Source organism: uncultured Oscillibacter sp. (genome assembly GCF_947654275.1).
In the GTDB taxonomy this organism is placed as follows: Bacteria; Bacillota; Clostridia; order Oscillospirales; family Oscillospiraceae; genus Oscillibacter.
The window spans coordinates 1-24,297 of sequence record NZ_CANTJS010000044.1 but is presented as its reverse complement, the minus strand read 5'-3'; the positions used below and the strand labels follow the sequence as shown (position 1 = coordinate 24,297).

At 60.9% G+C, this 24,297-nt stretch carries 28 protein-coding genes and 1 other annotated feature; of the genes, 16 read left to right on the top strand and 12 right to left on the bottom strand.

What is annotated here, in order from left to right; translation table 11 throughout:
• Positions 1 to 501: 501 nt before the first annotated feature.
• The 6 genes from Q0063_RS11305 to Q0063_RS11280 form a co-directional block, all read right to left on the bottom strand.
• A complete protein-coding gene (locus Q0063_RS11305) occupies positions 502 to 1,551 on the bottom strand; it encodes a TAXI family TRAP transporter solute-binding subunit (protein ID WP_297872083.1) in 1,050 nt (349 codons plus the stop codon).
• A gap of 348 nt (positions 1,552 to 1,899) precedes the next feature.
• Positions 1,900 to 2,346 carry a CBS domain-containing protein gene (locus Q0063_RS11300; protein WP_297872082.1) on the bottom strand — a complete coding sequence of 149 codons (447 nt, stop codon included), beginning with the start codon at positions 2,344 to 2,346 and terminating at the stop codon, positions 1,900 to 1,902.
• A gap of 208 nt (positions 2,347 to 2,554) precedes the next feature.
• Positions 2,555 to 3,418, bottom strand: coding sequence for a hypothetical protein (locus Q0063_RS11295; RefSeq protein ID WP_297872081.1), 864 nt, complete (start codon positions 3,416 to 3,418; stop codon positions 2,555 to 2,557).
• Between the two features lie 216 nt (positions 3,419 to 3,634).
• Positions 3,635 to 5,320, bottom strand: coding sequence for a 2-isopropylmalate synthase (gene leuA / locus Q0063_RS11290; protein WP_297872080.1), 1,686 nt, complete (start codon positions 5,318 to 5,320; stop codon positions 3,635 to 3,637).
• Positions 5,321 to 5,356: 36 nt separating this feature from the next.
• Positions 5,357 to 5,971, bottom strand: a complete 615-nt coding sequence (locus tag Q0063_RS11285; protein ID WP_297872079.1) for a hypothetical protein — start codon at positions 5,969 to 5,971, stop codon at positions 5,357 to 5,359.
• A gap of 51 nt (positions 5,972 to 6,022) precedes the next feature.
• Positions 6,023 to 6,267: a binding site (T-box leader), on the bottom strand.
• Between the two features lie 86 nt (positions 6,268 to 6,353).
• The gene (locus Q0063_RS11280) at positions 6,354 to 7,058 is read right to left on the bottom strand and encodes a hypothetical protein (protein ID WP_297872078.1); all 705 of its coding nucleotides are present in this window, start codon (positions 7,056 to 7,058) and stop codon (positions 6,354 to 6,356) included.
• Between the two features lie 717 nt (positions 7,059 to 7,775).
• On the opposite strand from Q0063_RS11280, the gene yqeC reads away from it, so the two are divergent.
• The 5 genes from yqeC (at position 7,776) to Q0063_RS11255 (ending at position 12,490) form a co-directional block, all read left to right on the top strand.
• Positions 7,776 to 8,468, top strand: a complete 693-nt coding sequence (yqeC, locus tag Q0063_RS11275; RefSeq protein WP_297872077.1) for a selenium cofactor biosynthesis protein YqeC — start codon at positions 7,776 to 7,778, stop codon at positions 8,466 to 8,468.
• Positions 8,456 to 9,247: a selenium-dependent molybdenum cofactor biosynthesis protein YqeB gene (yqeB, locus tag Q0063_RS11270; protein WP_297872076.1), complete on the top strand. Its 792-nt coding sequence runs from the start codon at positions 8,456 to 8,458 to the stop codon at positions 9,245 to 9,247. Before yqeC ends, yqeB begins: the two co-directional genes overlap by 13 nt.
• A 98-nt stretch (positions 9,248 to 9,345) precedes the next feature.
• Positions 9,346 to 10,011 (top strand): hypothetical protein, encoded by a 666-nt coding sequence (locus tag Q0063_RS11265; protein ID WP_297872075.1) that lies wholly within the window; start codon positions 9,346 to 9,348, stop codon positions 10,009 to 10,011.
• Positions 10,004 to 11,044: a selenide, water dikinase SelD gene (gene selD, locus Q0063_RS11260; protein WP_297872074.1), complete on the top strand. Its 1,041-nt coding sequence runs from the start codon at positions 10,004 to 10,006 to the stop codon at positions 11,042 to 11,044. The genes Q0063_RS11265 and selD overlap by 8 nt, the downstream gene beginning before the upstream one ends.
• A 243-nt stretch (positions 11,045 to 11,287) precedes the next feature.
• On the top strand, positions 11,288 to 12,490 hold the full coding sequence (locus tag Q0063_RS11255; protein ID WP_297872073.1) for a S8/S53 family peptidase: 1,203 nt from the start codon (positions 11,288 to 11,290) through the stop codon (positions 12,488 to 12,490).
• 45 nt (positions 12,491 to 12,535) lie between these two features.
• Here Q0063_RS11255 and Q0063_RS11250 read toward each other — a convergent pair whose 3' ends face one another.
• Positions 12,536 to 13,423 carry a 4Fe-4S cluster-binding domain-containing protein gene (locus Q0063_RS11250; protein ID WP_297872072.1) on the bottom strand — a complete coding sequence of 296 codons (888 nt, stop codon included), beginning with the start codon at positions 13,421 to 13,423 and terminating at the stop codon, positions 12,536 to 12,538.
• A 184-nt stretch (positions 13,424 to 13,607) separates the two neighbouring features.
• The gene (locus tag Q0063_RS11245; RefSeq protein ID WP_297872071.1) at positions 13,608 to 13,898 is read right to left on the bottom strand and encodes a hypothetical protein; all 291 of its coding nucleotides are present in this window, start codon (positions 13,896 to 13,898) and stop codon (positions 13,608 to 13,610) included.
• A 102-nt stretch (positions 13,899 to 14,000) separates the two neighbouring features.
• On the opposite strand from Q0063_RS11245, the gene Q0063_RS11240 reads away from it, so the two are divergent.
• Together Q0063_RS11240 and Q0063_RS11235 are read left to right on the top strand one after the other, a co-directional pair.
• A complete protein-coding gene (locus Q0063_RS11240; RefSeq protein ID WP_297872070.1) occupies positions 14,001 to 14,234 on the top strand; it encodes a helix-turn-helix domain-containing protein in 234 nt (77 codons plus the stop codon).
• A 62-nt stretch (positions 14,235 to 14,296) separates the two neighbouring features.
• A complete protein-coding gene (locus Q0063_RS11235) occupies positions 14,297 to 14,533 on the top strand; it encodes a helix-turn-helix domain-containing protein (protein ID WP_297872069.1) in 237 nt (78 codons plus the stop codon).
• A 78-nt stretch (positions 14,534 to 14,611) separates the two neighbouring features.
• Here the strand turns inward: Q0063_RS11235 and typA are convergent, their stop codons facing one another.
• Complete coding sequence (typA, locus tag Q0063_RS11230) at positions 14,612 to 16,435, bottom strand: translational GTPase TypA (RefSeq protein WP_297872068.1); 1,824 nt, start codon at positions 16,433 to 16,435, stop codon at positions 14,612 to 14,614.
• Between the two features lie 276 nt (positions 16,436 to 16,711).
• Between typA and Q0063_RS11225 the strand changes: the two genes are divergently transcribed.
• The 5 genes from Q0063_RS11225 to Q0063_RS11205 all read left to right on the top strand — a co-directional run bounded on the left by Q0063_RS11225 (position 16,712) and on the right by Q0063_RS11205 (position 19,758).
• Positions 16,712 to 17,416: a 5-bromo-4-chloroindolyl phosphate hydrolysis family protein gene (locus tag Q0063_RS11225; protein WP_297872067.1), complete on the top strand. Its 705-nt coding sequence runs from the start codon at positions 16,712 to 16,714 to the stop codon at positions 17,414 to 17,416.
• Between the two features lie 277 nt (positions 17,417 to 17,693).
• The gene (locus tag Q0063_RS11220) at positions 17,694 to 17,858 is read left to right on the top strand and encodes a hypothetical protein (RefSeq protein WP_297872066.1); all 165 of its coding nucleotides are present in this window, start codon (positions 17,694 to 17,696) and stop codon (positions 17,856 to 17,858) included.
• A 53-nt stretch (positions 17,859 to 17,911) separates the two neighbouring features.
• The gene (locus Q0063_RS11215) at positions 17,912 to 18,301 is read left to right on the top strand and encodes a hypothetical protein (RefSeq protein WP_297872065.1); all 390 of its coding nucleotides are present in this window, start codon (positions 17,912 to 17,914) and stop codon (positions 18,299 to 18,301) included.
• A complete protein-coding gene (locus Q0063_RS11210) occupies positions 18,298 to 18,492 on the top strand; it encodes a hypothetical protein (RefSeq protein ID WP_297872064.1) in 195 nt (64 codons plus the stop codon). The genes Q0063_RS11215 and Q0063_RS11210 overlap by 4 nt, the downstream gene beginning before the upstream one ends.
• 117 nt (positions 18,493 to 18,609) lie before the next feature.
• Positions 18,610 to 19,758 (top strand): toxic anion resistance protein, encoded by a 1,149-nt coding sequence (locus Q0063_RS11205; protein WP_297872063.1) that lies wholly within the window; start codon positions 18,610 to 18,612, stop codon positions 19,756 to 19,758.
• 10 nt (positions 19,759 to 19,768) lie between these two features.
• Here the strand turns inward: Q0063_RS11205 and Q0063_RS11200 are convergent, their stop codons facing one another.
• Positions 19,769 to 20,023 (bottom strand): hypothetical protein, encoded by a 255-nt coding sequence (locus Q0063_RS11200; RefSeq protein WP_297872062.1) that lies wholly within the window; start codon positions 20,021 to 20,023, stop codon positions 19,769 to 19,771.
• A gap of 70 nt (positions 20,024 to 20,093) precedes the next feature.
• Between Q0063_RS11200 and Q0063_RS11195 the strand changes: the two genes are divergently transcribed.
• The 4 genes from Q0063_RS11195 to Q0063_RS11180 are packed head-to-tail and all read left to right on the top strand — an operon-like array spanning position 20,094 to position 21,960.
• Positions 20,094 to 20,315 carry a helix-turn-helix domain-containing protein gene (locus Q0063_RS11195; RefSeq protein WP_297872061.1) on the top strand — a complete coding sequence of 74 codons (222 nt, stop codon included), beginning with the start codon at positions 20,094 to 20,096 and terminating at the stop codon, positions 20,313 to 20,315.
• A gap of 11 nt (positions 20,316 to 20,326) precedes the next feature.
• On the top strand, positions 20,327 to 20,548 hold the full coding sequence (locus tag Q0063_RS11190; RefSeq protein ID WP_297872060.1) for a helix-turn-helix domain-containing protein: 222 nt from the start codon (positions 20,327 to 20,329) through the stop codon (positions 20,546 to 20,548).
• A gap of 11 nt (positions 20,549 to 20,559) precedes the next feature.
• Entirely contained in the window at positions 20,560 to 20,778 is a 219-nt protein-coding gene (locus tag Q0063_RS11185; protein WP_297872059.1) for a helix-turn-helix domain-containing protein, read from the top strand.
• A gap of 54 nt (positions 20,779 to 20,832) precedes the next feature.
• A complete protein-coding gene (locus tag Q0063_RS11180; protein WP_297872058.1) occupies positions 20,833 to 21,960 on the top strand; it encodes a YgcG family protein in 1,128 nt (375 codons plus the stop codon).
• Between the two features lie 244 nt (positions 21,961 to 22,204).
• Here the strand turns inward: Q0063_RS11180 and Q0063_RS11175 are convergent, their stop codons facing one another.
• Together Q0063_RS11175 and Q0063_RS11170 are read right to left on the bottom strand one after the other, a co-directional pair.
• Complete coding sequence (locus Q0063_RS11175; protein ID WP_297872057.1) at positions 22,205 to 23,590, bottom strand: MATE family efflux transporter; 1,386 nt, start codon at positions 23,588 to 23,590, stop codon at positions 22,205 to 22,207.
• A gap of 124 nt (positions 23,591 to 23,714) precedes the next feature.
• Complete coding sequence (locus Q0063_RS11170) at positions 23,715 to 24,146, bottom strand: MarR family winged helix-turn-helix transcriptional regulator (RefSeq protein WP_297872056.1); 432 nt, start codon at positions 24,144 to 24,146, stop codon at positions 23,715 to 23,717.
• Between the last annotated feature and the right edge of the window lie 151 nt (positions 24,147 to 24,297).

The following is a 24,297-nucleotide window of genomic DNA, read 5'->3' as shown; positions in this document are numbered from 1 at the left end:
ACGCCCTTGCCGTATTGAAGGGGCGGTCTTTTCCTGGAGTGTCCATTCCCGCAGCTTATCAGGAGGGTGAGGCGCAGGGGGCCCTGTTTTTCGGAAGCCGCAGGCGAAACGGAACAAACCCCCGCATAAAATCTCCCAATGGAACACTCTCAGTTTTCTGCGCACCGCCCTTTCAATGCGGCAAGGGCCGCTTGACGCGGCCCCTGCCAAAACCGGCCTGGGTCCTGTATTCACAACCGCTGAGCGCTGTCCGAACGGTCTTTTTCCCGCCATACCGCGTCGATTTTCCTTGCAATCCGTCAGGATTGCGGCAGAAAAGCTCCTAGTCTAACAGGAAAAATCCTTGCCCATGCGGCATCCCCCGGCTATGAATACAGGTTCTGATAGCAAGCATCAAAACTCCCGGCAAACGGGCCGGCCAGGGGGCCGGCCCCTACAGAGGTGTGCAGGGGCCGCCGCCCCCGGCGGCCCGCCGGCAGCAATAATGAAGGCTGCTATCGATCAATAGGTCCCGGCGGGGATGGTGTAGGCGCTGTAGAAGGGGGAGCTCTCCAGCAGGGAATTGGTGTGCTCCTCATCCAGGCCGACCAGATAGGTGGGCTTGGACAGGGCCAGATCGCTGATGGCGGGGGTGGGGGCGCCGGCCACGATGAAGGCCGCGTCGATCTTGCCGTCCTTCAGGTTGTCGGCGCTGTCGCCAAAGCTCTGGAACACGGGCTGGATGTCCTCCTCGGTGAGGCCGTAGGCGCCCAGAACGTCAATGGCGTTGAAGTACACGCCGGAGCCGGAGGCGCCGATGGAGACGATTTTGCCCTCCAGGTCCGCCACGGATTTGATGTCGGGGTTGGTGGTGGCAATCTGCACCTGCTCCATGTACAGGGCGGCCACCACGGAGAAGTTGGTCACGGGGCTGTCAAAAAGGCGCTCGCCGTTATAGGCGTAGCTCATGACGTCCGACTGGACAAAGCCCAGCTGCACGTCGCCGGCGGTCAGGTCCTCCACGTTGGACTGGGAGCCGTTGCCCACCACAGCGGTGACGTTGACGCCGCCGTTGTTGGACACATAGCTGGCCAGCACGCCGCCGAAGGCGTAATAGGTGCCGGTCTCGCCGCCGGTGGTGAAGGTCAGGGCCTTGGACTCGCCGGCCCCCGCGCCCTCCTTGACGGCGGCCACTTCAATGCCCTTCTCCTGGAAGTACTTGGCCGCGCCGGGATGATAAGGCACGGAGGTAACGGAGGAGGCAAAGGTCAGGTCCAGCTCGCCGCCCTTGGCGTGCTGCTCGGTGATGGCGTCGGTGTTCTCGAAGATGGTGGAGACGAATTTGTAGACGTCGTCCTCGGACACGTCATCCCGGGCGATGACCACCGCGCCCACAGCCACGGTGTTGGTGTCCACGGCCTCGGCCTTGGAGCCGGAGCCGGTGTCGGCGGGGGCGCTGGTTCCGCTGTCCGCGGGAGCGTTGGAGCCGCCCTCAGAACCGCTGCCGCCGCCGCAGGCCGCCAGGGAAGCTACCAGCAGAACGGCCAGCAGCAGAGAGAAAAACTTCTTCATCTGTTCATTCCTCATTTCCTTATTCAAATTCTATAGTTTGCACGATTATCCTGCAAGCATACGCATATCATACCTCTAATTCCTTCATTTTTCAAGGGCTGTTTGCAGAAATTCAAATATTTTTGCAGGTTGACGCCCCACGGCCTGCATTCTTTCGGAATTTTGTGAAAGTTTATCAATTCCTTCCTGCAAATCCCCGCCCTTTTGGGACGCTTTTTCCGGCGGACCGCAAAAGTCAGGCCGTGCGTAAAATATTCGGCGGCGCACAAAAAGCTGACGGACCGCAAAAACCGGCAGCGCACAAAAAAGCCGCCCTTGGGGGGCGGCTTCGGGGACACGGATTCCTCTCTATACGATTTTCTTCTGAAGGGACGGACTGCCCTCCCCGGTCTCCTCGGCCAGGCGGCAGATGATGTCCCGCCGGGTGACGATGCCGATGAAATTGTTCAGATCGTCCACCACAGGGATGAAATTCTGGTTCATGGCGCTGGTGACCAGCTCCTCGATGGAGACCGTGATGGCCACGGGCGGATAGCTGTCTTTTTTCAGGATGTCCCGAATGCGCAGGCGTTCCAGGTCCTTGATGGAGCAGGGACAGGGCGCGCCCTTCTCCGGCAGGAGCCGCCACAGGAAGTCTCCTTCGCTGACGGTTCCCACATAGCGGCCCTGGCGGGTGACAACCGGGACGGCGCTGTAGCCGTGGTGCCGCATCTTCTCCAGACCCTGACGCAGGGTGCTGTCCTCATACAGATAGGCGACAGACTGTTTGGGGTGCAGAAAATACGCAATATTCACTGTGCTGCCTCTTTTCTAAGCGGCGGAAATCCGCCCGACGGGAGTGGTTGGTATATCTATAATATACAGGAGACCGCTGGAAAAGTGGTGAACAGTTTATGAAATCTGACCGAAAACCTTGAAAACCTCTGAATCCATTGTCCCCCAGCGGGTCCGGCGGACGGACCGGAGAGGAAGGCGGCAGTCTGTGGGACGGCGGGACAGGCTCCTAGTTGTGGCAGATCATCCCATTCAGAAACCGCATGTTATCTGAGGCCAGCGCCTTGCGGACATACTTCCACTTGGTCCCTTTTTTCTTCTTGTAACGCCGCAGAAAGTCCAGCAGGATGCTGTGCAGTTCCTCCCAGTTTCCCTCTTGGCTGTCCTCCGGCAGATACCGGTAAACATAGCCGCTCTGGGAGGTGCGGGCATCGAAGTAGAGGTCCCAATCACCCTCCCGGAAGTCGCACTGCATGATCGTAGCCCCCTGGCAACGGAGCAGCAGCCTGACGGTATCACCTGCCTGAGCCTTTCCCAGCAGGTCCGCAATGACCTCCGGATAGCTGTCCCGATCCTTGGTCTCAATATCCCAGGAGGTGCGGCTCCCATCTGCGTGCCAGACAAAAACCTGGGCAGGACGCTGGGGGAAGTATTTCATCGGGGAAAAACCGGCGGGGTCAATGGAAAGAACATGGCCCTTCTCAACCAGGAAGCTGTAGAGGTAGGTGTAGGGCAGTTCCTCCGCGATGTAGTCGCTGGCGTCATCGGCGGCGTGCTGGAACAGGCCCAGGGATAGAACCTCGGCCTTTAACTCACGGGCAAACTTCACCGGGACGACCCAGCCCACGACGCGGTCAGACTGGCTGATATCCACCCCATGGGCCGCCAGGCTGGAGAGGGGTGCGGAGCTGATGCCGGTGAACCACCGGCTGTCCGGGAGAATGGGCCTGGTGCTTCGCAGAGCGGGGGGCGCCGAGTCATCCCGGAGCAGAGAGCGGAAGCGTTCGGCCAGCTCCCCCTTGGCCTTTTTGAGAGAGCCCTTATACTGGTAGCTCACGAGTTCTTCCGGATTGGTGACGAACCACATCATCATCGCCTCCTATTGGGGAATATAAACCGGAATAATCTTTGCCCGAAACGCAGTGATCCCGATTTTCGGTTTCTGCTGAGGGCATGATATCACATCTGATTGTGAAACACAAACCGCATCCTCTATTGTCCGGCCTGCCGACGGAACCGGGAAACAGGACGTGACCTTTTCAGGAACTCCCGTCTCAGACTGTCGAAAAAGTCTTTTCGACAGTCTGGCTCAGGCCCGCTTGGCCCGGTTGATGGCGGACAGGATGGCCCGGAGGGGGGCCAGGTTGATGTTGTGGCTGAGGCCCACGCCCCAGTACTGTTTCCCGGTCCGCTGGTCCTGGAGGAGGATATAGGCCACGCCCTGGGAGTCGGAGCCGTCGGTAATGGCGTGGGAGGCGTAGTCCAGGAAGGTGAAGCGGGAAATCTTCTCCCCCTGAATGGCGTTGAAGAAGGCGTCGATGGGGCCGTTGCCCTCGCCGGAGACCTCAAAGACCGTATCCGTGTGCCGCAGCGTCCCCTGGAAGGCCACATGGGAGTGGCCCTCCGCGTCCACCGTCTCCCTGAAGGCGTGCTTGATGAGCTGATAGGGCTGTTTGACGTCGATATACTCCTGGTGGAACAGCTCGCTGATCCGCTCCGGGGCGATCTCCGTGCCCACCTGGTCGGTCTCCGTCTGGACGATGTGCCCGAACTCCGGCTGCATGGACTTGGGCAGGTCGAAGCCGAAATTGTGCTCCATGATATAGGCGGCGCCGCCCTTGCCGGACTGGGAGTTGATGCGGATAATGGGCTCGTACTCCCGGCCCACGTCGGCGGGGTCGATGGGGAGATAGGGAATTTCCCAGTACTCCGTGCCGGAGCTCTTCATATACTGCACGCCCTTGTTGATGGCGTCCTGGTGGCTGCCGGAGAAGGCGGTGAACACCAGCTTGCCCACATAGGGCTGGCGGTCACCTACGGGCATCTTGGTACAGCGCTCAAACATCTCCTTGATTTTGTTGATATCCGAGAAGTTCAGCTTCGGGTCCACCCCCTGGGTGTACATGTTCATGGCCAGGGTGACCATATCCACATTGCCGGTGCGCTCGCCGTTGCCGAAGAGGGTGGCCTCCACCCGGTCGGCTCCGGCCAGCAGGCCCAGCTCGGTGGTGGCCACGCCGCAGCCCCGGTCGTTGTGGGGATGGAGGGAGATAATGGCCCTGTCCCGGCCGGGAAGACGGCGGATGAAGTACTCCAGCATGTCGGCAAACTGGTTTGGCATGCAGTTCTCCACGGTGGTGGGCAGGTTCAGAATCACCTTCCGCTCCGGCGAGGCGTGGAGATGGTCCAGAACCGCCTGGCAGATTTCCACGGCGTAGTCCATTTCCGTTCCCATAAACGATTCCGGAGAGTATTCAAACCGGAGATTCATACCGGATTCAATCAGAGGCTGAGACATCTCATAGATCAGATCGGCGGCGTCGGTGGCAATCTGGGTGATGCCGTCGGTGTCCATCTGGAAGACCACCTTCCTTTGAAGTGTGGAGGTGGAATTATAGAAATGGAGAATGACATTTTTGGCGCCCTGAATGGCCTCAAAGGTCTTTTTAATCAGGTGCTCCCGGGCCTGGACCAGAACCTGAATGGTGACGTCGTCGGGAATATGGCCCCCCTCGATAAGCTCCCGGCAGATTTCATATTCCGTCTCGCTGGCGGAGGGAAAGCCAATTTCAATCTCCTTCACGCCGATGTCCACCAGGGTATGGAAATACTCCAGCTTTTCCGCCAGATTCATGGGGTCAATCAGGGCCTGATTGCCGTCCCGCAGGTCCACGGAGCACCAGACGGGGGCCTTTGTAATGGTCCGGTCGGGCCAGGTACGGCCCCGGATGGGCTGGGGCTGGAAGGGAATGTATTTTTCAAATCCGGGTTTCATATGGGTGTCCTCCTTCAATTCTAGCAAATATCAGCATCACTTTTTTTGCAGCTCTTTCAGCCGCCTGACCAGCCGGTCACGGTTTTTGGCCGTTTTCATAAATCCCGGCAGGGTATCCGCCTCGGTGCGCAGTCCAAAGCGCCCGGTCGGCTTTTCCCGCAGGCCGGCGCTGAGGTATCCGATGAGATAGGCCAGGTGTTCCCGGTTCAGCGCCCAGACCGGCCTGCCGCCGAAGCTGGTCAGAAACCACAGGTCAAACCCGAACACGGGGTCCTGGCCCTGCCGGAGATCTCCGCCCTCGCCGTACCACACCTGCTTCCCCGTCTGCTCCACCCGCCCCGGCGCCGCGAAGCCGCAGTAAGGACAGGTGACCCGGAGCACGGGAAAGGTCTGCTGCCGCCGGTCCTGAATGGTGATGTTATAGTACCGGCCGCAGGACGGGCACTGATTCTGTACCCGGAAGCGGTATCCGCTTAATTCCTTTGTCCGGACGTGGCCGCAGCGGGTGCACCGGAAGCGGTACGGTCCGTCTCCGCGGGTGACCAGACCCATCCCGCCGCAGCGGGGGCAGGTGACCCACAGCCCCGTTTTCAGGACGGAATAGACGCTGTAGGTCCCATAGGGCTGATCTGTAACTCGGTTTTCCGGCATAGCGCCCTCCTTTCACCTGCGGGGACGAAAAAAAGCCCCCGACTTTTTCAAGTCAGGGGCGCAGAATTTCTCCTCTACGCGGTACCACCCTGGTTCAGCGAATGGTCGCCCATTCGCCCTCACAGCCTCCAACAAGGCCACGGCCTGTAACGGGGCCAGCCGTCCCGCCCTACTTCCACCTGTTCGGACGGACTGCTCGGGGGCCAGTTATCCACAGGGACCCTCACGCCGGTTCGCAGCAATCACCGGCTCTCTGAGCGAGGATGTCCTGTCTTTCTCCCCTTCATCGCATTTGCTTGATTCGATATTTTAGCGAATCGCACCGGACTTGTCAAGAAAAATTTTTTGCCGGACAGCTTGCCCTGCCATTCGCACTCATTTCTTAATCATATTCTTCGCAGATAAATTTGAAATCCTCCGTCTTGCGCAATGCTGCCAAAGCGTGTTTCTCAATATGCTTCGACATGATTACTACCGCATACTGGAAGTTTTCTGACGGATGGCCCTGGGCACAGCGTACCATTGTGATCAGCATCCTGTTGTCACCTTCGATATATTCAGACGGGTAGTCGCCGGAGTTATCGCAGGCATCTTCGTCGCGGTATTTCCGTCTTACTGTCTCCATCTGATCTGCGGTGCCGATCACTGCATGGTAATCCATGTTATCACCGTCACAGTAGTAGTCGATAAAAAGCCTTGCCACAACATCTGTACATTGTTGGATCTGCTCAATTATGGCATTTGCATTTCGGATAGCAAATCTCCGAATTCTCTCCTTAGCATCTTCCTCGTTTTCATAGCGGATGTACAAAAGCGTTTCGCGGCCCTTAAGCATAGCCGTAATCTTCTGAAGCATTCCGCCTTTGCCATAGAAGGCACGCAGCGTCCGAACAAGTTCTCCCTCCGGCACGCTGTACAACGTCATCTTACGCCATTCTTGCCCAACAGGAATATCATAATCAAGTATTTGATACTGTGCGTCATAGTCAAAGGAGACAGCGGCGTCCCCCTCGATATCCTGACTAAAATCAGCAACGCTGTATACGCCTTCTTTGCAGGTGAGCGGAAAGTCACGCAATTCCAACATTTTGGGGTTCTCCTCCTACCGAATTTCCGATTTGGCAGCCTGTTACGAGCAAAGTATAGCACCAATAGGGGCAACATTCAACCCTTGTTTTTGAACACTGGCAGTAGCAGCATGCAACGGCTCGGTATATACCGGCCTGTGCTTGCCGGCGGCTGGCCGCCCCCCAGGCCCCTGAGAAACCGGAAACCGCTGCATCCGATTTTCAAGCCGCCTCCGGCATATGACCTTGTATGGCGCCCTTGCCGTCGGATGCTCAGAAGCCTGCATTTTGCAAGGGATACGAGCGCCTAATTGTCCACGCAGCGTCAGCGGCACTAAAAGAAAAAGGGAGCGCCCCAGGTATCCGGAACGCTCCGGCCTGCCCATCAGCTTTGTCCTTATCAGGCCCATAGACAGGGCAGGATACCCTCAACACTTCCGCCGCCTTCCCGCAACCGCCATTCTGCCGCAAACGAGCCGCTGCCTTTTGTATTCCGGGGTGGTTAAACTCACCCTTTACAACATACATCTGATTCATAGATTTTATGTAAGGGCCGGGCTCTGTCCCGGCCCGTCTCCCGGAAGCCCGGCATCATTGCAAGACCGGACGGGCACAGAGGCCCGCATCCTGCACCCAATAAAATGCGTAAACATACACCCCCTTTTAAACCGGCCCTTGACGGACCTCCGCCCAGGTGCTATTCTATAAAAAGAACAACGAAAGGAGCGGGGGAGCCCATGAAGCTGGCGGAGCTGCTGGAGATTCGCCCCGGCGTCACCGCCGTCACCGGCGGCGGGGGCAAGACCACCCTCCTCCGGGTCCTGGGGGAGGAGCTGGCGGCGGCGGGACACACCGTTCTGCTCTGCGCCACCACGAAAATTTACCCCTTCCCCGGCCTTGAAAATCTGGAAGACCCCGGCGAACAGGCGCTGAAGCGTGCACTGTCGTCCCGCCGTCCGGTCTGCGCCGGGACTTCGGTCCCCGGAACGGGGAAGCTGACGGCCCCGTCCCTTCCTATGAGCCGTCTGGCAGCCCTGGCGGACTATGTGCTGGCGGAGGCCGACGGCGCGGCAGGCCGGCCCTTCAAGGCCCACGCTGCCCATGAGCCGGTTGTCCCCAGGGAGGCCAATCAGATCATCACGGTGGCGGGGGCCTCCGGCTTCGGCAGGCCGGTCCGGGAGGCGGTCCACCGTCCGGAGAAATTCTGGTTTCTAACGGACCTGGAGCCCGGGGACCCGGTGACGCCGGAGGCAGTGGCGGAGGCCCTGCAAACCGAGGCGTCCACGGCCTGGCCCCCCGTCCGGGTCCTTGTGAACCAGGCAGAGGACGCCGCCGCCCTGGCCGCCGCCCGCCGTCTGGCGGAGCTGCTGCCCTGGCCGGTTCTGGCGGGGTCTCTGCGGAAAGGAGTCTATACGATATGCTCGTCCTGATTCGAGGGGCCGGAGACCTGGCCACCGGCATTGCCCTCCGCCTTCACCGGGCGGGGCTCCGGGTGGCTATGACGGACCTGCCCCGGCCCACCGCCATCCGGCGGACCGTGGCCTTTTCCCAGGCCATTGTCCACGGGGAGGCTGCGGTGGAAGGCGTAACCGCCCGGCTGGCCCAATCTCCCGCCGGAGTCCCGGCGCTGCTGGAGGCCGGAATCATTCCCGTACTGGCGGACCCGGAGGGGGCCTGCGTCCCGGTTCTGAGGCCCGACGCCCTGGTGGACGCCATTCTCGCCAAGAAAAATCTGGGCACCCGAATCACCGACGCGCCGGTGGTCATCGGCGTGGGTCCCGGCTTCACGGCGGGGGCGGACTGCCACGCCGTGGTGGAGACCATGCGGGGCCATTACCTGGGCCGGGCCCTCTACGAGGGAAGCGCCCAGCCCAACACCGGCATCCCCGGCCTCATCGGCGGCTTTGCCGGGGAGCGGGTCCTGCGGGCCCCGGCGGACGGGGTCTTTCACCAGCTCCTGGATATCGGGGCCCAGGTGAAGCAGGGGGACATCGCCGCCCAGGTGGACGGACAGCCCATGGTCTGCACCCTGGACGGGGTGCTCCGGGGCATTCTGGCGGAGGGCACCCCGGTCCATAAGGGCATGAAGGCCGGGGACGTCGACCCCCGCTGTGAGCTCCGGCACTGTTACTGCGCCAGCGACAAGGCCCTGGCGATAGGCGGCGGGGTGCTGGAAGCTCTTCTGTGCCTCAGCGGAGCGCTGAAATAGGGGCCGCCGCCTGTCCCGGCACACAGGCCGCCGCCTTTGCGCCGTGTGCAGAGGCTGATTTGCGCCTCAGCGGGGTGCGGAAACAGGGAGGAACACGTATGGCGGGAATCTGGATAGAGGGCCGCAGCACTCTCCGGGAAGTCTTTTCCCTGCTGGGGGCGGAGTCCTGGGACTGCAATTGGCTGATGACGGACCTGGAGTGCTATGACTATGAGGGCTGGGAGGGCTGTGAAAAATGGGCGGAAAGGCGGCTGTTCCTCACAAACCGGCAGCTTCTCCACGATGTGGAGCTGCGCGATATGCAGTTCATCTGGGGGATTTTTTCCGCTCTTCCCTGCGGGCGCGCGGAGGCGGAGGCTCTGGGCCTTCCCTCCTTCCGGCTGAATGAGCGGGGAGATAGCCCCTTTCTCTCGGATGTCCTCCTGCCCCAGCACCCCCTGGCGTTTCTGGAGATTTCCGTGGAGGACTCCAGCAGCACCACGGCGGTCTCGGCGGACGCGGCGCTTCTGAGGTCCCTGTACGGTCTGCCGGAGTGGACGGAGGACGCGGAGAAGAAAAACCGCAGCTTTCATCAGATGCGGGCCATGGCGGAGGCCCTGAAGGAGGAACTGGGCTGGGGCGGCATGGACGCATTCGCCCGGCGGAACCTGTACGGGCTTCTTTGGCGGGCCCTCTATTACCACCGCCCGGACCGGCCCGTCCGGGAGGAGGACGTCCGGGCGGCCTATCTGGAGCTATGGAAGGAGCGGAAACACCATGCCTGAAAACGAAGTCAAGCTGACCAAGCTGGCCAAGTGCGCCGGCTGCGGGGCCAAGGTGGGGGCCGGGACGCTGGCCCGGCTGCTGGAGGGCATCCGGGTCCGTCAGGACCCCAACCTGCTGGTGGGCTTCGACAAGAGCGACGACGCCTCGGTCTACAAAATTTCCGAGGACCTGGCCCTGGTCCAGACGGTGGACTTCTTCCCGCCCATCGCAGACGACCCCTATCTCTTCGGCCAGATTGCCGCCGCCAACGCCCTCAGCGACGTCTACGCCATGGGCGGCGAACCGAAGCTGTGCCTGAACATCATGGCCGTCCCCAGGGACATGCCCCCGGAGGCGGTCCACGACCTCCTCCGGGGGGGCTACGACAAGGTCTATGAGGCCGGGGCCCTCATCACCGGGGGCCACAGCATTCTGGACGACGAGCCCAAATACGGCCTGGCGGTCACCGGCTTTGTCCATCCCGACAGGATGCTCACCAACTCCGGGGCCCGGCCCGGCGACGTGCTGCTGCTGACCAAGCCCCTGGGCATCGGGGTCCTGACCACTGCCGCCAGAGCCGGCATGGCCCCGCAGCCGGCCATGGCCCGGGTCTATGGCCTTATGACCACCCTGAATAAAGGGGCCCGGGATGTGATGGTGAACCACCGGGTCCATGCCTGCACCGATGTGACGGGCTTCGGCCTGTTGGGCCACGGGCTGGAGATGGCCCAGGGCAGCGGCGTGGAGCTGGAGATCGACGTGGCCGCCGTGGACTTCCTTCCCGAGGCGGGGGAGCTGGCCCGGATGGGCATTCTGCCCGAAGGCATGTACCGCAACCGGAGCTTTGCCGAGGACTCCGTGGACCCGGGAGCCGCGGAGCTCTGGCAGCAGGACCTGCTCTATGACCCCCAGACCTCCGGCGGGCTTCTCATGGCGGTGGACCCGGCGGACGCGGACGGTCTGCTTGAGGCGCTGCGGGCCGCCGTCCCCAGCGCACAGCGCATCGGAACCGTCCGGGAATACCGGGGCGGGAAGCGCATTTTCCTGAAATAAGCAGAAACAGCGGACGGCAAGGCCGTCCGCTGTTTCTGCTCCGGTCCGCCTCCGTGAGGACCGGCGGATCGACCCCCGCCGGCGGAGGCCCGTCTCAGCTTTTTGACCCTCACGACCCTCTCTTCCGGTCCGTTCAGCCGGAAAAAGGCCGGAGGAAAATTGTAAGAAAATCTTAAGAATTTTGTCGAGCCGTTCGTAAGAAACGCCCGCTATACTGGGGACATCACGAAAGGAGATGTTTCCATGAACAAGCAGACCCTTACCCGCTGTCTGGCGGCATTTCTGGCCCCGGTTCTTCTGACCGCCTGCGCCCCGTCCCGGAAAGAAGCCCTGACGGCGGGCACGATCTCCCGCCGGCCCCCGGCGGCGGTCTCTTTCTGGCAGGCGGACCCGGAGGCAGACCACGGCTTCAGCGACCTCCGGGGGGCGGACCTGATGAGCATGGACCTGTCGGACCGGGAAACGGAGCTCCTCGCCGCCGAATTTGATACCCAGACCCAATGGCCCGCCGCCCTGCCGGAGGACTTCGACCCGGAACGGCTTATAGAGCTGGGGAAGGACCCCGGCCTGGGCCTCCGGGCCCTCCATGAGCAGGGCATCACCGGCAGGGGCGTGGGCATCGCCATCATCGACCAGACCCTTTTGACGGAGCACCAGGAGTATGGGGACCGGCTCCGGTTCTATCAGGAGTACCACAGCGCCGCACAGGACGGCGCCTCCGTCCACGGCCCCGCCGTGGCCTCCATCGCCCTGGGGGAGACGGTGGGCGCGGCCCCGGAAGCCCTGCTGTACTTCATTGCCGACGATGTGGGGACCGGCGAGGGGAAAAACTTCGTCCGGGACCTGAGCTATTATGCCGGGGACGTAGACCGCTTCATTGCGCTGAACGAGACCCTGCCGGAGGAGGAAAAAATCCGGGTGATTTCCATGTCTGTGGGCTGGATGCCGGAGGACCGGGGAGCGGAGGCGATGGAGGCCGCCATCGCCCGGGCCAGGGCGGCGGGCATCGCCGTGGTCTGCGTCAACAGCCAAGACCCGCTGCTGGAACCCTGGATGGGCATGGGCCGGACGCCCTATGGGGATCCCGGCCGCCTGGAGGACTGCCGCCCCGGAGCCTTCTGGGAAGAGCAGCTATACAGCGGAGAGTACCGGGGCGCGGACGGCTCCCTGCTGCTGGTCCCCATGGACCGGCGGACCGCGGCCTCCCCGGCGGGGCCGGAGGAATACGCCTATTTTCCCGAGGGCGGCATGAGCTGGGCGGTCCCCTGGGTGGCGGGGCTGTACGCCCTGGCCTGCCAGGTGAAGCCCGAGGTAACCTTTGAGGAATTTCTTGCCGCCGCTCAGGCCACGGCCCATCCCGTTTCCATCTGGAAGGATGAGCGCACAGAATACCCCTGCGGAAAAGCCGTGGACCCGGCGGCGCTGCTGGAGCGGCTGGGGGCGTGAAAAAACGGACGGCCAGGCCGTCCGTTTTTCATTTCTGTTACGCAATTACGCAATCCGCAGCAGCCATTTCAGATCATAGGGCTCGAAGACCACCTTTTCATAGGCCTCCACATCCAGGGGCGTGCCGTCCCAGTCGCCGTGAATATCCCCGTTCTGCTTAATCAGGATGTCATACAGAATGTCATAGGTCACCCGGTCCGCCGGGTCCGTCTCCACAATGGTGGAATAGGGCAGGGTCTTGTGATAGGTCAGTTCCATGCCCTGATAATCAAAGTGGAAGCCGCAGCGCATCCGGCAGCCGTCCAGTCCGGTATAACGGGCAATCTTCTTCAGGTCCCGGAGAATCTTGTCGTTCTCCTCCTCATAGAGGTTTTCCGGCGTGGTGGCGGTGTAGTCGAAGCGGAACTGAATGGACGCGCCGGGGACCTTCCTGAAGCGGTCCAGATAGGGAACCAGGTCCTTGGCGGGATAATCCTTATACAGCACGCAGTTCACCCGGAAGGGCACAGGAAGCCGGGCCAGCAGCGCGTCGTTGGACTCCACCACGTACTTCTGCATGTGCCGGGAAACGTTGATGCAGGTAATCTTGTCCCGGTTCTTCTCCGTAAAGGCCAGAATATCCTCTTCCGTCTGGAACTCCGACACCGGCAGCGTGGTATTGATATAGACCTTGTGGGTGGAGGGAATCTCGTCCAGCATCATCTGAAGAATGCTCAGGTCCGCGAAGGGCTCTCCGCCAGTAAACACAAAGTCGCAGTAGGGCGTAATGGCGTCCATCCGGCGGATGCTGGCGCAGATCTTTTCGGCGGAGAAGCCGGTCAGGTCCGCGTATTCTCCTTTATTGATGCAAAAGGGGCAGTGATTCTTACAGTCGTAAGGAACGAAGACTGTCACTGTCGCGCCGCCCTCCCGGGTTTTATAGGGATGGTTCATAACGTCGTCTCGCCTTTCCGTCTTATGATGGTAATGGTACAGCGAGGGCTGTACACAAACCCTTATTTTAAAGGATTTTTCCCGGAAGGTCAAGAGCTATTCGGAAAAATACCGCTGAAAATCGCGATGCTCCACGCCGGAAAAAGAGGCGGAGCGACGGGCCCGCCTCTTCTTTCGCTTTTCGCTATTGATGCCGCAGCGTATAGATGCCCATCCACTCGAATTCGCTCACGATGGAATCAATCCGCTGGAAGCACTCCGGGTCCGCGGCGTCGTCCTCATCCAGAATCTCCTTGATTCTGGAGATCATTTTCACCGCTTCGGACTCCGCCAGCTCACAGAGCGCGTCGGGCTCCAATCGTCTTATGTAATCCACTGCCAATTTGCCGATGGCGTTGGCATAAAAATTCCTTGCAACCTCACGAGCCACCTCGACTTCCTGCGCCCACTCTTCCGAAGGCATGTTGGAAACCATCTTTTTCACTCCTTATGCACAGATATTCATGAATTTCTGTTGGTATTGTATTGATTGTAATTCCATATACTGAATTTGTCAATCACTATTATTGGAGATTTTATGAGTATTTTACAGGAACGGCTGAAGCAGTGCCGGAAGGAAGCCGGGCTTCCGCAAATTAAAGTCGCGATTTACTGCGATATTACCGAACGGGCATACCAGAACTATGAGCTGGGCAACCGTGAGCCGAAATTAGGTATTATCATGAGAATCGCCCAGTTCTATGGGGTGTCCATTGATTACCTGGTGGGCCTGACCGACGACCCGACGCCCTATCCCAGGCCCCGGACATAAAGCTCCGTCAGGAGCCACCAAAGATGCCCTGCTTTTGTCCATAACGATTGTGGGTGTTCAATATGAAAGAAATTTTGGCAAAGCGGCTGCGAAAATGCCGGGAAGATGCGGGTCTGACCCAAATCAAGGTTGCGATTTACTGCGATATTACGGAAAAGGCATATCAGAACTATGAGCTGGCCACACACGAGCCCAAGGTCAGTATTCTTTTGAGAATCGCCCAGTTCTACAAGGTATCCATTGATTACCTGGTGGGCCTGACCGACGACCCGACGCCCTATCCCAGGCCCCGGACATAAAGCTCCGTCAGGAGCCATAAAAAAGCCCTGTAACCTCCGTTACAGGGCTTTTTTGCCTTTTTTGCCTTTTTTGTTTCTTTATTTCTTCCCGTGCAGGGCCTTCATCCGCTTCTCGTGGTCCAGAATGCTCTTGCGCATCCGCAGGCTCTTGGGGGTGACCTCCAGCAGCTCGTCGTCCGCCAGGAACTCCAGGCACTGCTCCAGACTCATCTGCCGGGGGGGCACCAGGCGCAGCGCATCGTCGGACCCGCTGGCCCGGGTGTTGGTCAGCTGCTTTTTCTTGCACACGTTGACGGTCATGTCCTCGCTCCGGGGGCTGACGCCGATGACCATGCCGCCGTACACCGGCACGCCTGCGCCGATAAACAGGGTTCCCCGCTCCTGAGCGTTATACAGTCCGTAGGTAATGGACTCGCCGGTTTCAAAGGAGATCAGGGACCCGTTCCCCCGGCGGGAGATGTCGCCCTTATAGGGGGCGTAGCTGTCGAAGACGGAGGCCATGATACCCTCGCCCTTGGTGTCGGTGAGGAAGTCGTTCCGGTAGCCGAAGAGGCCCCGGGCGGGAATCAGGAATTCCACCTTCATCCGGCTGCCCACAGGGGTCATCTCCACCATGTCCGCCTTCCGCTGGCCCAGCTTCTCAATCACCGGGCCCACACAGTCCCCGGGCACATCCACCACCAGCCGCTCGATGGGCTCGCACTTCTTTCCGTCGATTTCCTTATACAGCACCCGGGCGGGAGACACCTGGAACTCATAGCCCTCCCGGCGCATGGTCTCGATCAGGATGGAGAGGGACATCTCGCCCCGGCCCGCCACGTTGAAGGCGGTCTCCTTGTCAGTCTCCGTCACCCGGAGGGACACGTCCCGCAGGGTCTCCCGGAAGAGCCGTTCCCGGATCTGGCGGGAGGTGACGAATTTGCCCTCCCGGCCGGCAAAGGGGGAATCGTTGACGGAAAAGGTCATTTCCAGAGTAGGCGCGGAAATCTTCACAAAGGGCAGGGCCTCCACCGTGTCGGGGACGCAGATGGTGTCTCCGATGGTGATGTCGGGGATGCCGCTCATGGCGATGATGTTCCCGGCGAAGGCCTCCGTCACCGGCTTCCGGCCCAGGCCGTCAAACTCATAGATGGCCGTGGCCTTGGCCTTGCGGAGGACGGCCTCGGGGTCGTGGTAGTTGCACACGGCAATCTCCTGGTTCTGCTTCAGAGCGCCCCGCTCAATGCGGCCGATGGCGATGCGGCCCACAAATTCGTTGTAGTCAATGGAGCTGACCAGCATCTGAAAGGGCTCGTCCACATTGGCCTCAGGCGCGGGAATATACTCCAGGATGGTGTCGAAGAGGGGCTTGAGGTCCGTCCCCGCCACGGTGGGAGAGGTGGAGGCGGTGCCGTTCCGCCCGGAGCAGAAGAGCATGGGGGAGTCCAGCTGCTCGCTGGTGGCGTCCAGGTCCATGAGGAGCTCCAGCACCTCGTCAATGACCTCGTAAACCCGCTGGTCGGGGCGGTCGATTTTGTTGACCACCACAATGACCCGGTGGCCCAGCTCCAGGGCCCGGCTGAGGACAAACCGGGTCTGAGGCATGGGGCCCTCGGCGGCGTCCACCAGCAGGATGACGCCGTTGACCATTTTCAGCACCCGCTCCACCTCGCCGCCGAAATCGGCGTGACCCGGGGTATCCACGATGTTGATTTTGGTATCCCCGTATTGAATGGCGGTGTTTTTCGCCAGAATGGTGATGCCCCGCTCCCGCTCCAGGTCTCCGGAGTCCATGACCCGCTCCACAACCTCTTGATTTTCACGGTAGACGCCGCCCTGTTTCAGCATTTCGTCCACCAGAGTGGTTTTGCCGTGGTCGACGTGGGCAATGATGGCGATGTTTCTCAAGTGTTCATTCTGCATACTCTGTTTTCTCCTCCGACTCGGACGGACGCCGGTCCGCCGAAAAGATTCTATGAAGAATTTTAAAGCCGATTGTTTATTATATGCCTCTCTCCCCCCTATTTCAAGGGAAAAATCCACATTTTTCAATGGAATCAGCATTCAATTCCACTGCATCTTGGACAAGGGCCCCTTTCTCCCCTCCTTTATTTTCTCCCCTGCCTTGACCGGAACGGGCCTTCGGGGGTATAATGATATTGAAAATCTCGGGTTCCCTGCAATGAAGGAGGTCCTTCCATGACAGATCAGAAGAGAAAGCCCGCCGCGCCCTTTTACGCGGTGGCGGCGCTGTGGCTGCTGAGCGGGGCGCTGCTGCCCCTTTACCGGACGTCTCATTATGCAATCCTGTCCGCCGTGTCGGCGGCGGTGTTCCTGGCCGTCCACGGCCTCTGCCGGGGCGGCGGGGTCCTGGGGGGCGGGCAGGAGGAAAAACAGCCTGAGGCAAAGGCGTCTCCGGCCCCTGCTGAAACGGAGCTGGACAAAATGCTCCAGGAGGGCCGGCAGGCCATTGCCGAGATGAAGCGGCTGGACGCCAACATCGCCGCTCCAGGCATCTCCGCCGACATCGTGCGGCTGGAGCAGATCAGCGATAAAATTTTTCAGGCGGTAAAAGAGAGCCCGGAGAAACTCCCCCAGATCCGCCGCTTCATGGATTACTACCTGCCCGCCACATTGAAGCTGCTGAAGGCCTACGACCGCATGAGCAATGCCGGGGTCTCCGGCGAGAACATCAGCAAAAGCCTGATTCAAATTGAGACCATGATGCGGACCATCGTCATCGCCTTCGGCAAGCAGCTGGATTCCCTTTACAGTGCCGACGCTCTGGACATCTCCGCCGATATCCGGGTGCTGGAGACCATGATGGCCCGGGAGGGGCTCTCCGGAGAACCGGAGCTGAAGGCGGACCGGACCGGCGGAACGGACATCAAGCTGGAGCTGTAGGCAAGCGAGAACAGGAGGAGGCACTGATGAAGGATTGGAAGTATTTTTACAATCCGGACCAAGTCTTTCAAGTTTGCCGCAGGCAGTGCCGCTGCCGCGCTCCTGACCCTGTGCCTGCTGGCAAACCGCCTGATCCGGGGGAACCTCTCCGGCGGCATGCCGGAAAAGGGCCTGACCATCCTGGTGGTGTTCGCTCTGCTCTCGGCCCTGAACTTCTGGCGCCGGAAGCGGGCGAGAGACGGCGGCTGACCGCACCGTCCCATGGGGAACGGCCATCATGAGGGGCCCTCTGCTGTCGTTCCTTGGCGCCCTCTGCTTTACGGTCACCGCCTGGGTATTCTTCCGCCTGGGCGCCACGGAGGAGCGGCTTTCCAACGTGATCCTGGGCCTGGCGTGGCTGGCCTGCGCGGCGGTGCAGGTGTTCCGGGCCCGGTGGCGATAGCAGACCGTATAAAAAAATGTCCATAGTACAGATCGGACTGAGGGGAGTGTTCCATGAAGCGGAGAAACATAAAGGAGAGCCTGTGGAACCTCGGTTACGCCGGGGTGTTCCTGGCAGCCGGGGGCGTCTGCATCTGGCTGGACCGGCGGCGCGAATACGATTTTCATATGGCGGCGTGGGGCCTGGGCTGGCTGGCCCTGGGAGCGGGGACCCTCTGCCTGGCCCTCCGGGAGCGCCGGAGGGAGGTCCCCCGGGACCTGCAGCCTCTGGCGCTGGGCCTCGCCTACGCGCTGATCAGCGGGCCCCATCTGGAACAGGGCCTGGGGACGGGAAGCGGCTTTCATGTGGCCGCAGGCATCTGCTGGCTGGCCCTGGCGGCGCTGTGGCTGCTCCGGGCGGTCCGGCAATTCAGAAATACAACTCATAAGGAGGACGCGGTATGAAAAAGAGAAATCCGGTGTACCTGTTTATCTCCCTGCTGGAAGGTCTGCTCTCCGGCGGTTATTTCTACCTGGCGAAGCGGGACCGGGAGCCTCTGGCGCTGCTGACCGGCTGCATCTGGCTGGCCTGCTCCGTGGTTCACGGGCTGCTTGGCGTCGGGGAAGCGGACGATGAAGACGGCGAGTGGTTTTGAGGACCTTCCGCCGGAGCCGGACAGCGGGCCGGGACAGAGCCCGGCCCCTGATTCCTGATTTCTAATTCCTAACTAACGCCTAATTCCTAATGAACATGAAGATGGAGGACACAAAAAATGGATGACAACATGATTCCCGAGCTGACCCTGGACCCCGCCGGAGCGGCGGCCGCCGCCCCCACCCCCGCCGCTCCCGCTCCGGAGCTGAAAAAGCCGGAGGTGAAGCCGGTGGAGCTGGACGACTCCATGCTCTCCGACGCAGAGAAAAAAGCCGTGGACGACTTCGCCCAGAAAATCAACATCATGGATTCCAACATGATTCTCCAGTACGGCTCCGCGGCCCAGAAAAACGTGGCGGGCTTCTCCGAAAACGCCCTGTCCTCCGTCCGGACCAAGGACCTGGGAGAAATCGGAAAGTCCCTCAGCGAGCTGGTGGTAGAGCTGAAGGGCTTTGGCGAGGAGGAGGAGAAAAAGGGCCTCTTCGGTCTGTTCAAGAAAACCGGAAACAAGCTGGAGGCCATGAAAGCCCAGTACTCCAGAGTGGAGACCAACGTGGACAAAATCGTCCGGGAGCTGGAGCAGCATCAGGTGACGCTGCTGAAGGACGTGGCCATGTTCGACCAGATGTATGAGCTGAACCTGAAATACTACAAGGAGCTGACCATGTACATCCTGGCCGGCAAAAAAAAGCTGGCCCAGGTCCGTTCCGGCGAGCTGGAGCAGCTGCGTCTGAAGGCGGAGCAGACCGGCGCCCAGGAGGACGCCCAGCGCTATAACGACATGGTCCAGATGTGCGAGCGCTTTGAAAAGAAGCTCCACGACCTGGAGCTCACACGGATCATCTCCATTCAGATGGGCCCTCAGACCCGGCTGCTTCAGAACAACGACACGCTGATGGTAGAAAAAATCCAGTCCTCTCTGGTCAACACCATCCCCCTGTGGAAGAGTCAGATGGTGCTGGCCCTGGGTCTGGAGCACAGCCGTCAGGCCACCGCCGCCCAGAGCGCCGTCACCGAGATGACCAACGAGCTGCTGCGGAAAAACGCCGACATGCTGAAAATGGGCACCATCGAAACCGCCCGGGAGGCGGAGCGCAGCGTGGTGGACATCGAGACCCTCCAGCACACCAATCAGCAGCTGATCTCCACTCTGGACGAGGTGCTGGCCATCCAGAGAGACGGGGCCCAGAAGCGCAAGGCCGCCGAAGCGGAGCTGGGCCGCATCGAAGGCGAGCTGCGGGCCAAGCTGATGGAGCTGCACAAATAAAGAGCCGGGCTCAGGCCCGGCACAACTCCCGGGCCACGGAAAAGGCCGCCAGAAACATGGCTTCCAGCTCCAGGGTCCGCCGTTCCTCGCTGGCGTCCTGGTATCGCTCCAGGGCCGCTGCGTGAGGCGCGGAAAGGCCCTCCCGGAGCGCGGACAGGGTGCGTTCCTCTATCTGGGTCACTTCCTTATAGGCGCAAGGGGGCAGACAGCCGGGGAAACGGTTGGTCCGGGCGTAGTGATACAGCAGTTCCATGAAATCCGTCATGTGAATCCCTCCTATATGTAATTTCATTTCATTTTAACATGTAATAATATTTATTGTCAAGGGGTGTGCTATGCAAATATTTGCGGAGCGTCTAAAATCTTTGAGGGAAAGCCGTAGAATCTACCAAAAGGAAATGGCGAAATTGCTTAGTCTGTCGCTCCGTGGCTATCAGTGTTATGAATCTGACGAAAGCGAACCAAAGCTTGCAACTTTAATCGCCATTGCCGACTACTACAACGTATCCATCGACTATCTTGTGGGCCGGACGGATGACCCCAACATAAACCGATAGCGAGGTGTGCTATGCAAATACTTGCGGAGCGTTTAAAATCTTTGAGGGAAAGCCGCAGAATCTACCAGAGGGAAATGGCTGAGCAGCTGGGGCTTTCCTTTCGGGGCTATCAGGGTTATGAGACAAATCAAACCGAACCAAAGCTTGCAACTTTAATCGCCATTGCCGACTACTACAACGTATCCATCGACTATCTTGTGGGCCGGACGGATGACCCCAACATAAACCGATAGCGGGGTGAGTTATGCCCAATTATTCAGAACGTCTAAAAGAACTGCGGACCTCCCGGCGGCTTTATCAGAGAGAGCTTGCGGAGCTGTTGGGAATATCGATCCGCGGCTATCAATGCTACGAGACAGGAGAACATGAGCCCGGCGTTAAAAAATTGATTGCCTTGGCTGACTACTATAACGTATCCATCGACTATCTTGTGGGCCGGACGGATGACCCCAGCATGAACTGACAGCGCGCCTCCGGCAGCCCTTCTATTCTTGAATACCAGAGGATTGTGATGCCCATGAAAAAAATCTTTCAAAACCGCGCCGTGGCCCTGCTGGTGATGGTACTGGCGATTGCGGCAGGCGTCGGCCTGGGCCGGGCCAGGGCCCCGGAAGGCGGGACCTCCGTCTCCGGCCGGTTCTCCTGCCTGGTCCACAACGAGAACAACGTGATTTCCCAGGAGACCGTCCGGTATATGGAGGCCATGAACGAGTCCCTTTTCGCCCAGACCGGGGCGCAGATCGCGGTGGACGTGGTGGACACCACCGGCGGCACGGACATTGCCGGCTATGCCGAGGACCTGTTCGTCCGCCTGGGGGTGGGCTCCCGGCAGCGGGACAACGGCATCCTGCTGGTGCTGGCTCTGCGGAATGAGCACGACGGAGCGCCGGAAGGCGATTACTACATCGCCTGGGGCGGCGGCTTCAGCCCCAGCCAGCAGCGCCGGCTGGACGACATCCTGTGGGAGCACATGGAAGAGGGCTTCATCGTCCAGCGCTACGACCTGGCGGTCCGCTCCACCTTCGACGCCCTGGTGGACTACCTGGAAGACGTCTATCACGTCACCGTCCGGGAGCACTACCTGCCCGACACCGCCCAGAGCTATCAGGCCCTGTCCGGCGGCTATGCCTCCACCGGAGGCGGCGGCGTCCTGCCGGAGGTGCTGGCGGCGGAAATCGTGGTGCTGCTGGTGATTCTGCTGGTCATCTGGGTCATTGCCGACGGCCTGCGCTACAGCCGTTACCGGCGGCGCTGGGGCCCCACGGTGGTGGGCGTGCCCCGGCCCATTTACTATCCCGTTTTCTGGGGACGGCCCCGGCGGCCCCGGGTTCCACCCCCTCCCCGTCCGCCCCGGCCTCCTGTGGGCGGCGGCTTTTCCGGCGGAGGCTCCTTCGGCGGCGGCGCGGGGCGGCGCTCCGGCGGTTTTTCCGGCGGAGGCTCCTTTGGCGGCGGCGCGGGGCGGCGCTCCGGCGGATTTTCCGGCGGGGGCTCCTTCGGCGGCGGCGCGGGACGGCGCTCCGGCGGGAGCTCCTTCGGCGGCGGCGCGGGACGGCGCTCCGGCGGCGTCAGCCGCGGCGGAGGCGGACGTCCCGGCGGGATGCACCGCAGCGGCGGTTCCCGGGGCGGCGGAGGCCGCCGGCGTTAGGGCTTCTTTTCTTCCGGCGGGGTCACGGATGTTCGCCGGAGGCAGGGCCTGACGGAACAGCACAGACGTCTCTCCCCCTGTCCTGAAAACAGCAAAACAGGCCGGCTGAAAAGCCGGCCTGCCTGTTTGTCCGGAGGTCCGCCGCCTCTTCCGAACCGCCCTGGCGCAACCGGGCAGGAAACGGGTGGGCCGAGGCGCTCCCCTGTCAGGACCGGTCCGCGTCACCGGCCGGGAACAGGGCGGCTCAGCCGCCGGGGCTGTGTTTCTCCAGCTCCCTCATGCTCCGCTTAAACTGAACCGTGAACATGGAGGCCGTTGTGAGCACCGCCAGGAAGTCCGCCACCGGCTCCGCCAGAAACACGGCAAAGGCCTTGTCGGCAAAGAAGTTAGGCAGAATATAAATCAGGGGAATCAGCAGGATGATTTTCCGCAGCACCGCCAGAAACAGAGAGGTTTTTGCGTTGCCCAGGGCAATAAAGGTCTGCTGGCAGGCAATCTGAATGCCGAAGAGGCAGGTGGTGCCCATGTAGATTCGCAGGGCCCAGGCGGCGTAATTCACCAGGGTGGAATCATTGTTGAAAATCATGACAAAGGCCCGGGGGAAGGCCTGCACCAGCAGCCAGAGAACGACCGAGTATGTGACGCAGGCCTTCAGCAGGCACTTGAAGGCGTCCTTCACCCGCCGGGGGTTCCGCGCGCCGTAGTTGTAGCTGATAATAGGCTGAGCCCCCTGGGTCAGGCCCTGGAGGGGCATCATGGCGAACTGCATCATGCTTGTGAGCACCGTCATGGCTCCCACCGCCACGTCCCCGCCGTATTTCAGCAGAGAGGAATTGAAGCACACGGCAATCAGACTCTCCGTGGACTGCATGATGAAGGGAGACAGCCCCAGGGCCAGGCTGGGCAGAAACACCCTGGGCACAGGCCGGAGGTTCTCCCGCCGGAGCCGCCACTTGCTGTCGGGCCCCGTGAGGAAGCGCAGAACCCAGGCGGCGGACACCGCCTGAGAGAGGATGGTAGCCAGGGCCGCCCCCCGGACCCCCATCCCCAGGCCGAAGATGAAAATGGGGTCCAGCACCGTATTCAGACCCGCGCCAATCAGCACGGTCTTCATGCTGACGGTGGTAAAGCCCTGGGCGGTGATATAGGCGTTCATGCCCAGGGTCATCTGAACGAAGAGGGTGCCCAGGGAGTAAATGCGCATATAGTCCACGGCATAGCCGATGGTGTTTTCACTGGCTCCGAAGGTCAGCAGCAGGGGTTCCGCGAAGAGCTGGAACACCGCCGTCAGCAGAATGGAGATTCCCGCCAGAAGGGTGAAGCTGTTGCCCATGATGCGCTGGGAGGCCTCTAGGTCCCCCCGGCCCTCTGCAATGGAGGCCCTGGGCGCGCCGCCCATGGCCACCAGGGCCGCAAAGGCGGAGATAATCATAATCACCGGCAGGCAGACCCCCACGCCGGTGAGGGCCAGGGCCCCCACGGTGTCCACAGGCCGCATATGGCCGATGTAGACCCGGTCCACCAAGTTATACAGCATGTTCACCACCTGGGAGGTAATGGTGGGCAGGGCCAGAGAAAACAGCAGCTTTCCCACCTTTCCGCTGCCCAGGTCCACAGAGTTCCGATTCATGTTGTTTGTGCTCCTTCCTCCATACTTGCCGCGGCGGGCCCGGCGGCTGGTGATATGATTTAAGCCGTTTTGCTCGCCGCCGCAAAACATGGCACATATTACTTCCGGCCTTTCTGTTCGGAAGTCATAATACCGTCTCCGTCCGCTCCAGCACCTTGCTCAAAAGCTTCCGGAAGCAGGCCTGCTCCTCCTCCGTCAGTCCCGACAACAGTTCCCGGCCACAGGCGGCCTGAATCTCCTGTGCCTCCCGGGCCAGCGGCGCTCCCGCCTCGGTAATGGCCAGATGCACCACACGCCGGTCCCCGCCGTCGGCCCGGCGTTCCAGCACGCCCCGGCCCGCCAGCACCTCCACCGCCTGGGAGACCTGGGACTTGGCCAGCCCCCGGCACTCCACCACCTCCCGGGCGGTGTCCTGTCCCGGGTGATTGGCCAGAAAGAGCAGGACGTGCATCTCCCGCATGGTCAGCCCCGTCCGCTCCAGCAGCGGGGTGAAGCACCGGGCATAGTACCGGCCAAAGCGCTGGGAAAAACGGGTCAGCTGATTGACGCTGAGCATGGCCGCGCCCCCTTTGTTTGATTTCAAACTGTTCTTTTAGAAACCATCAGATCATAACACAGCCCGCCCCGGATGTCAAGGGGCGGGCGTGTCTGTTCAGGGAAATCAATTTTCAAGAATAGTACAAATATCCGAGGGATTCAGGAGACAG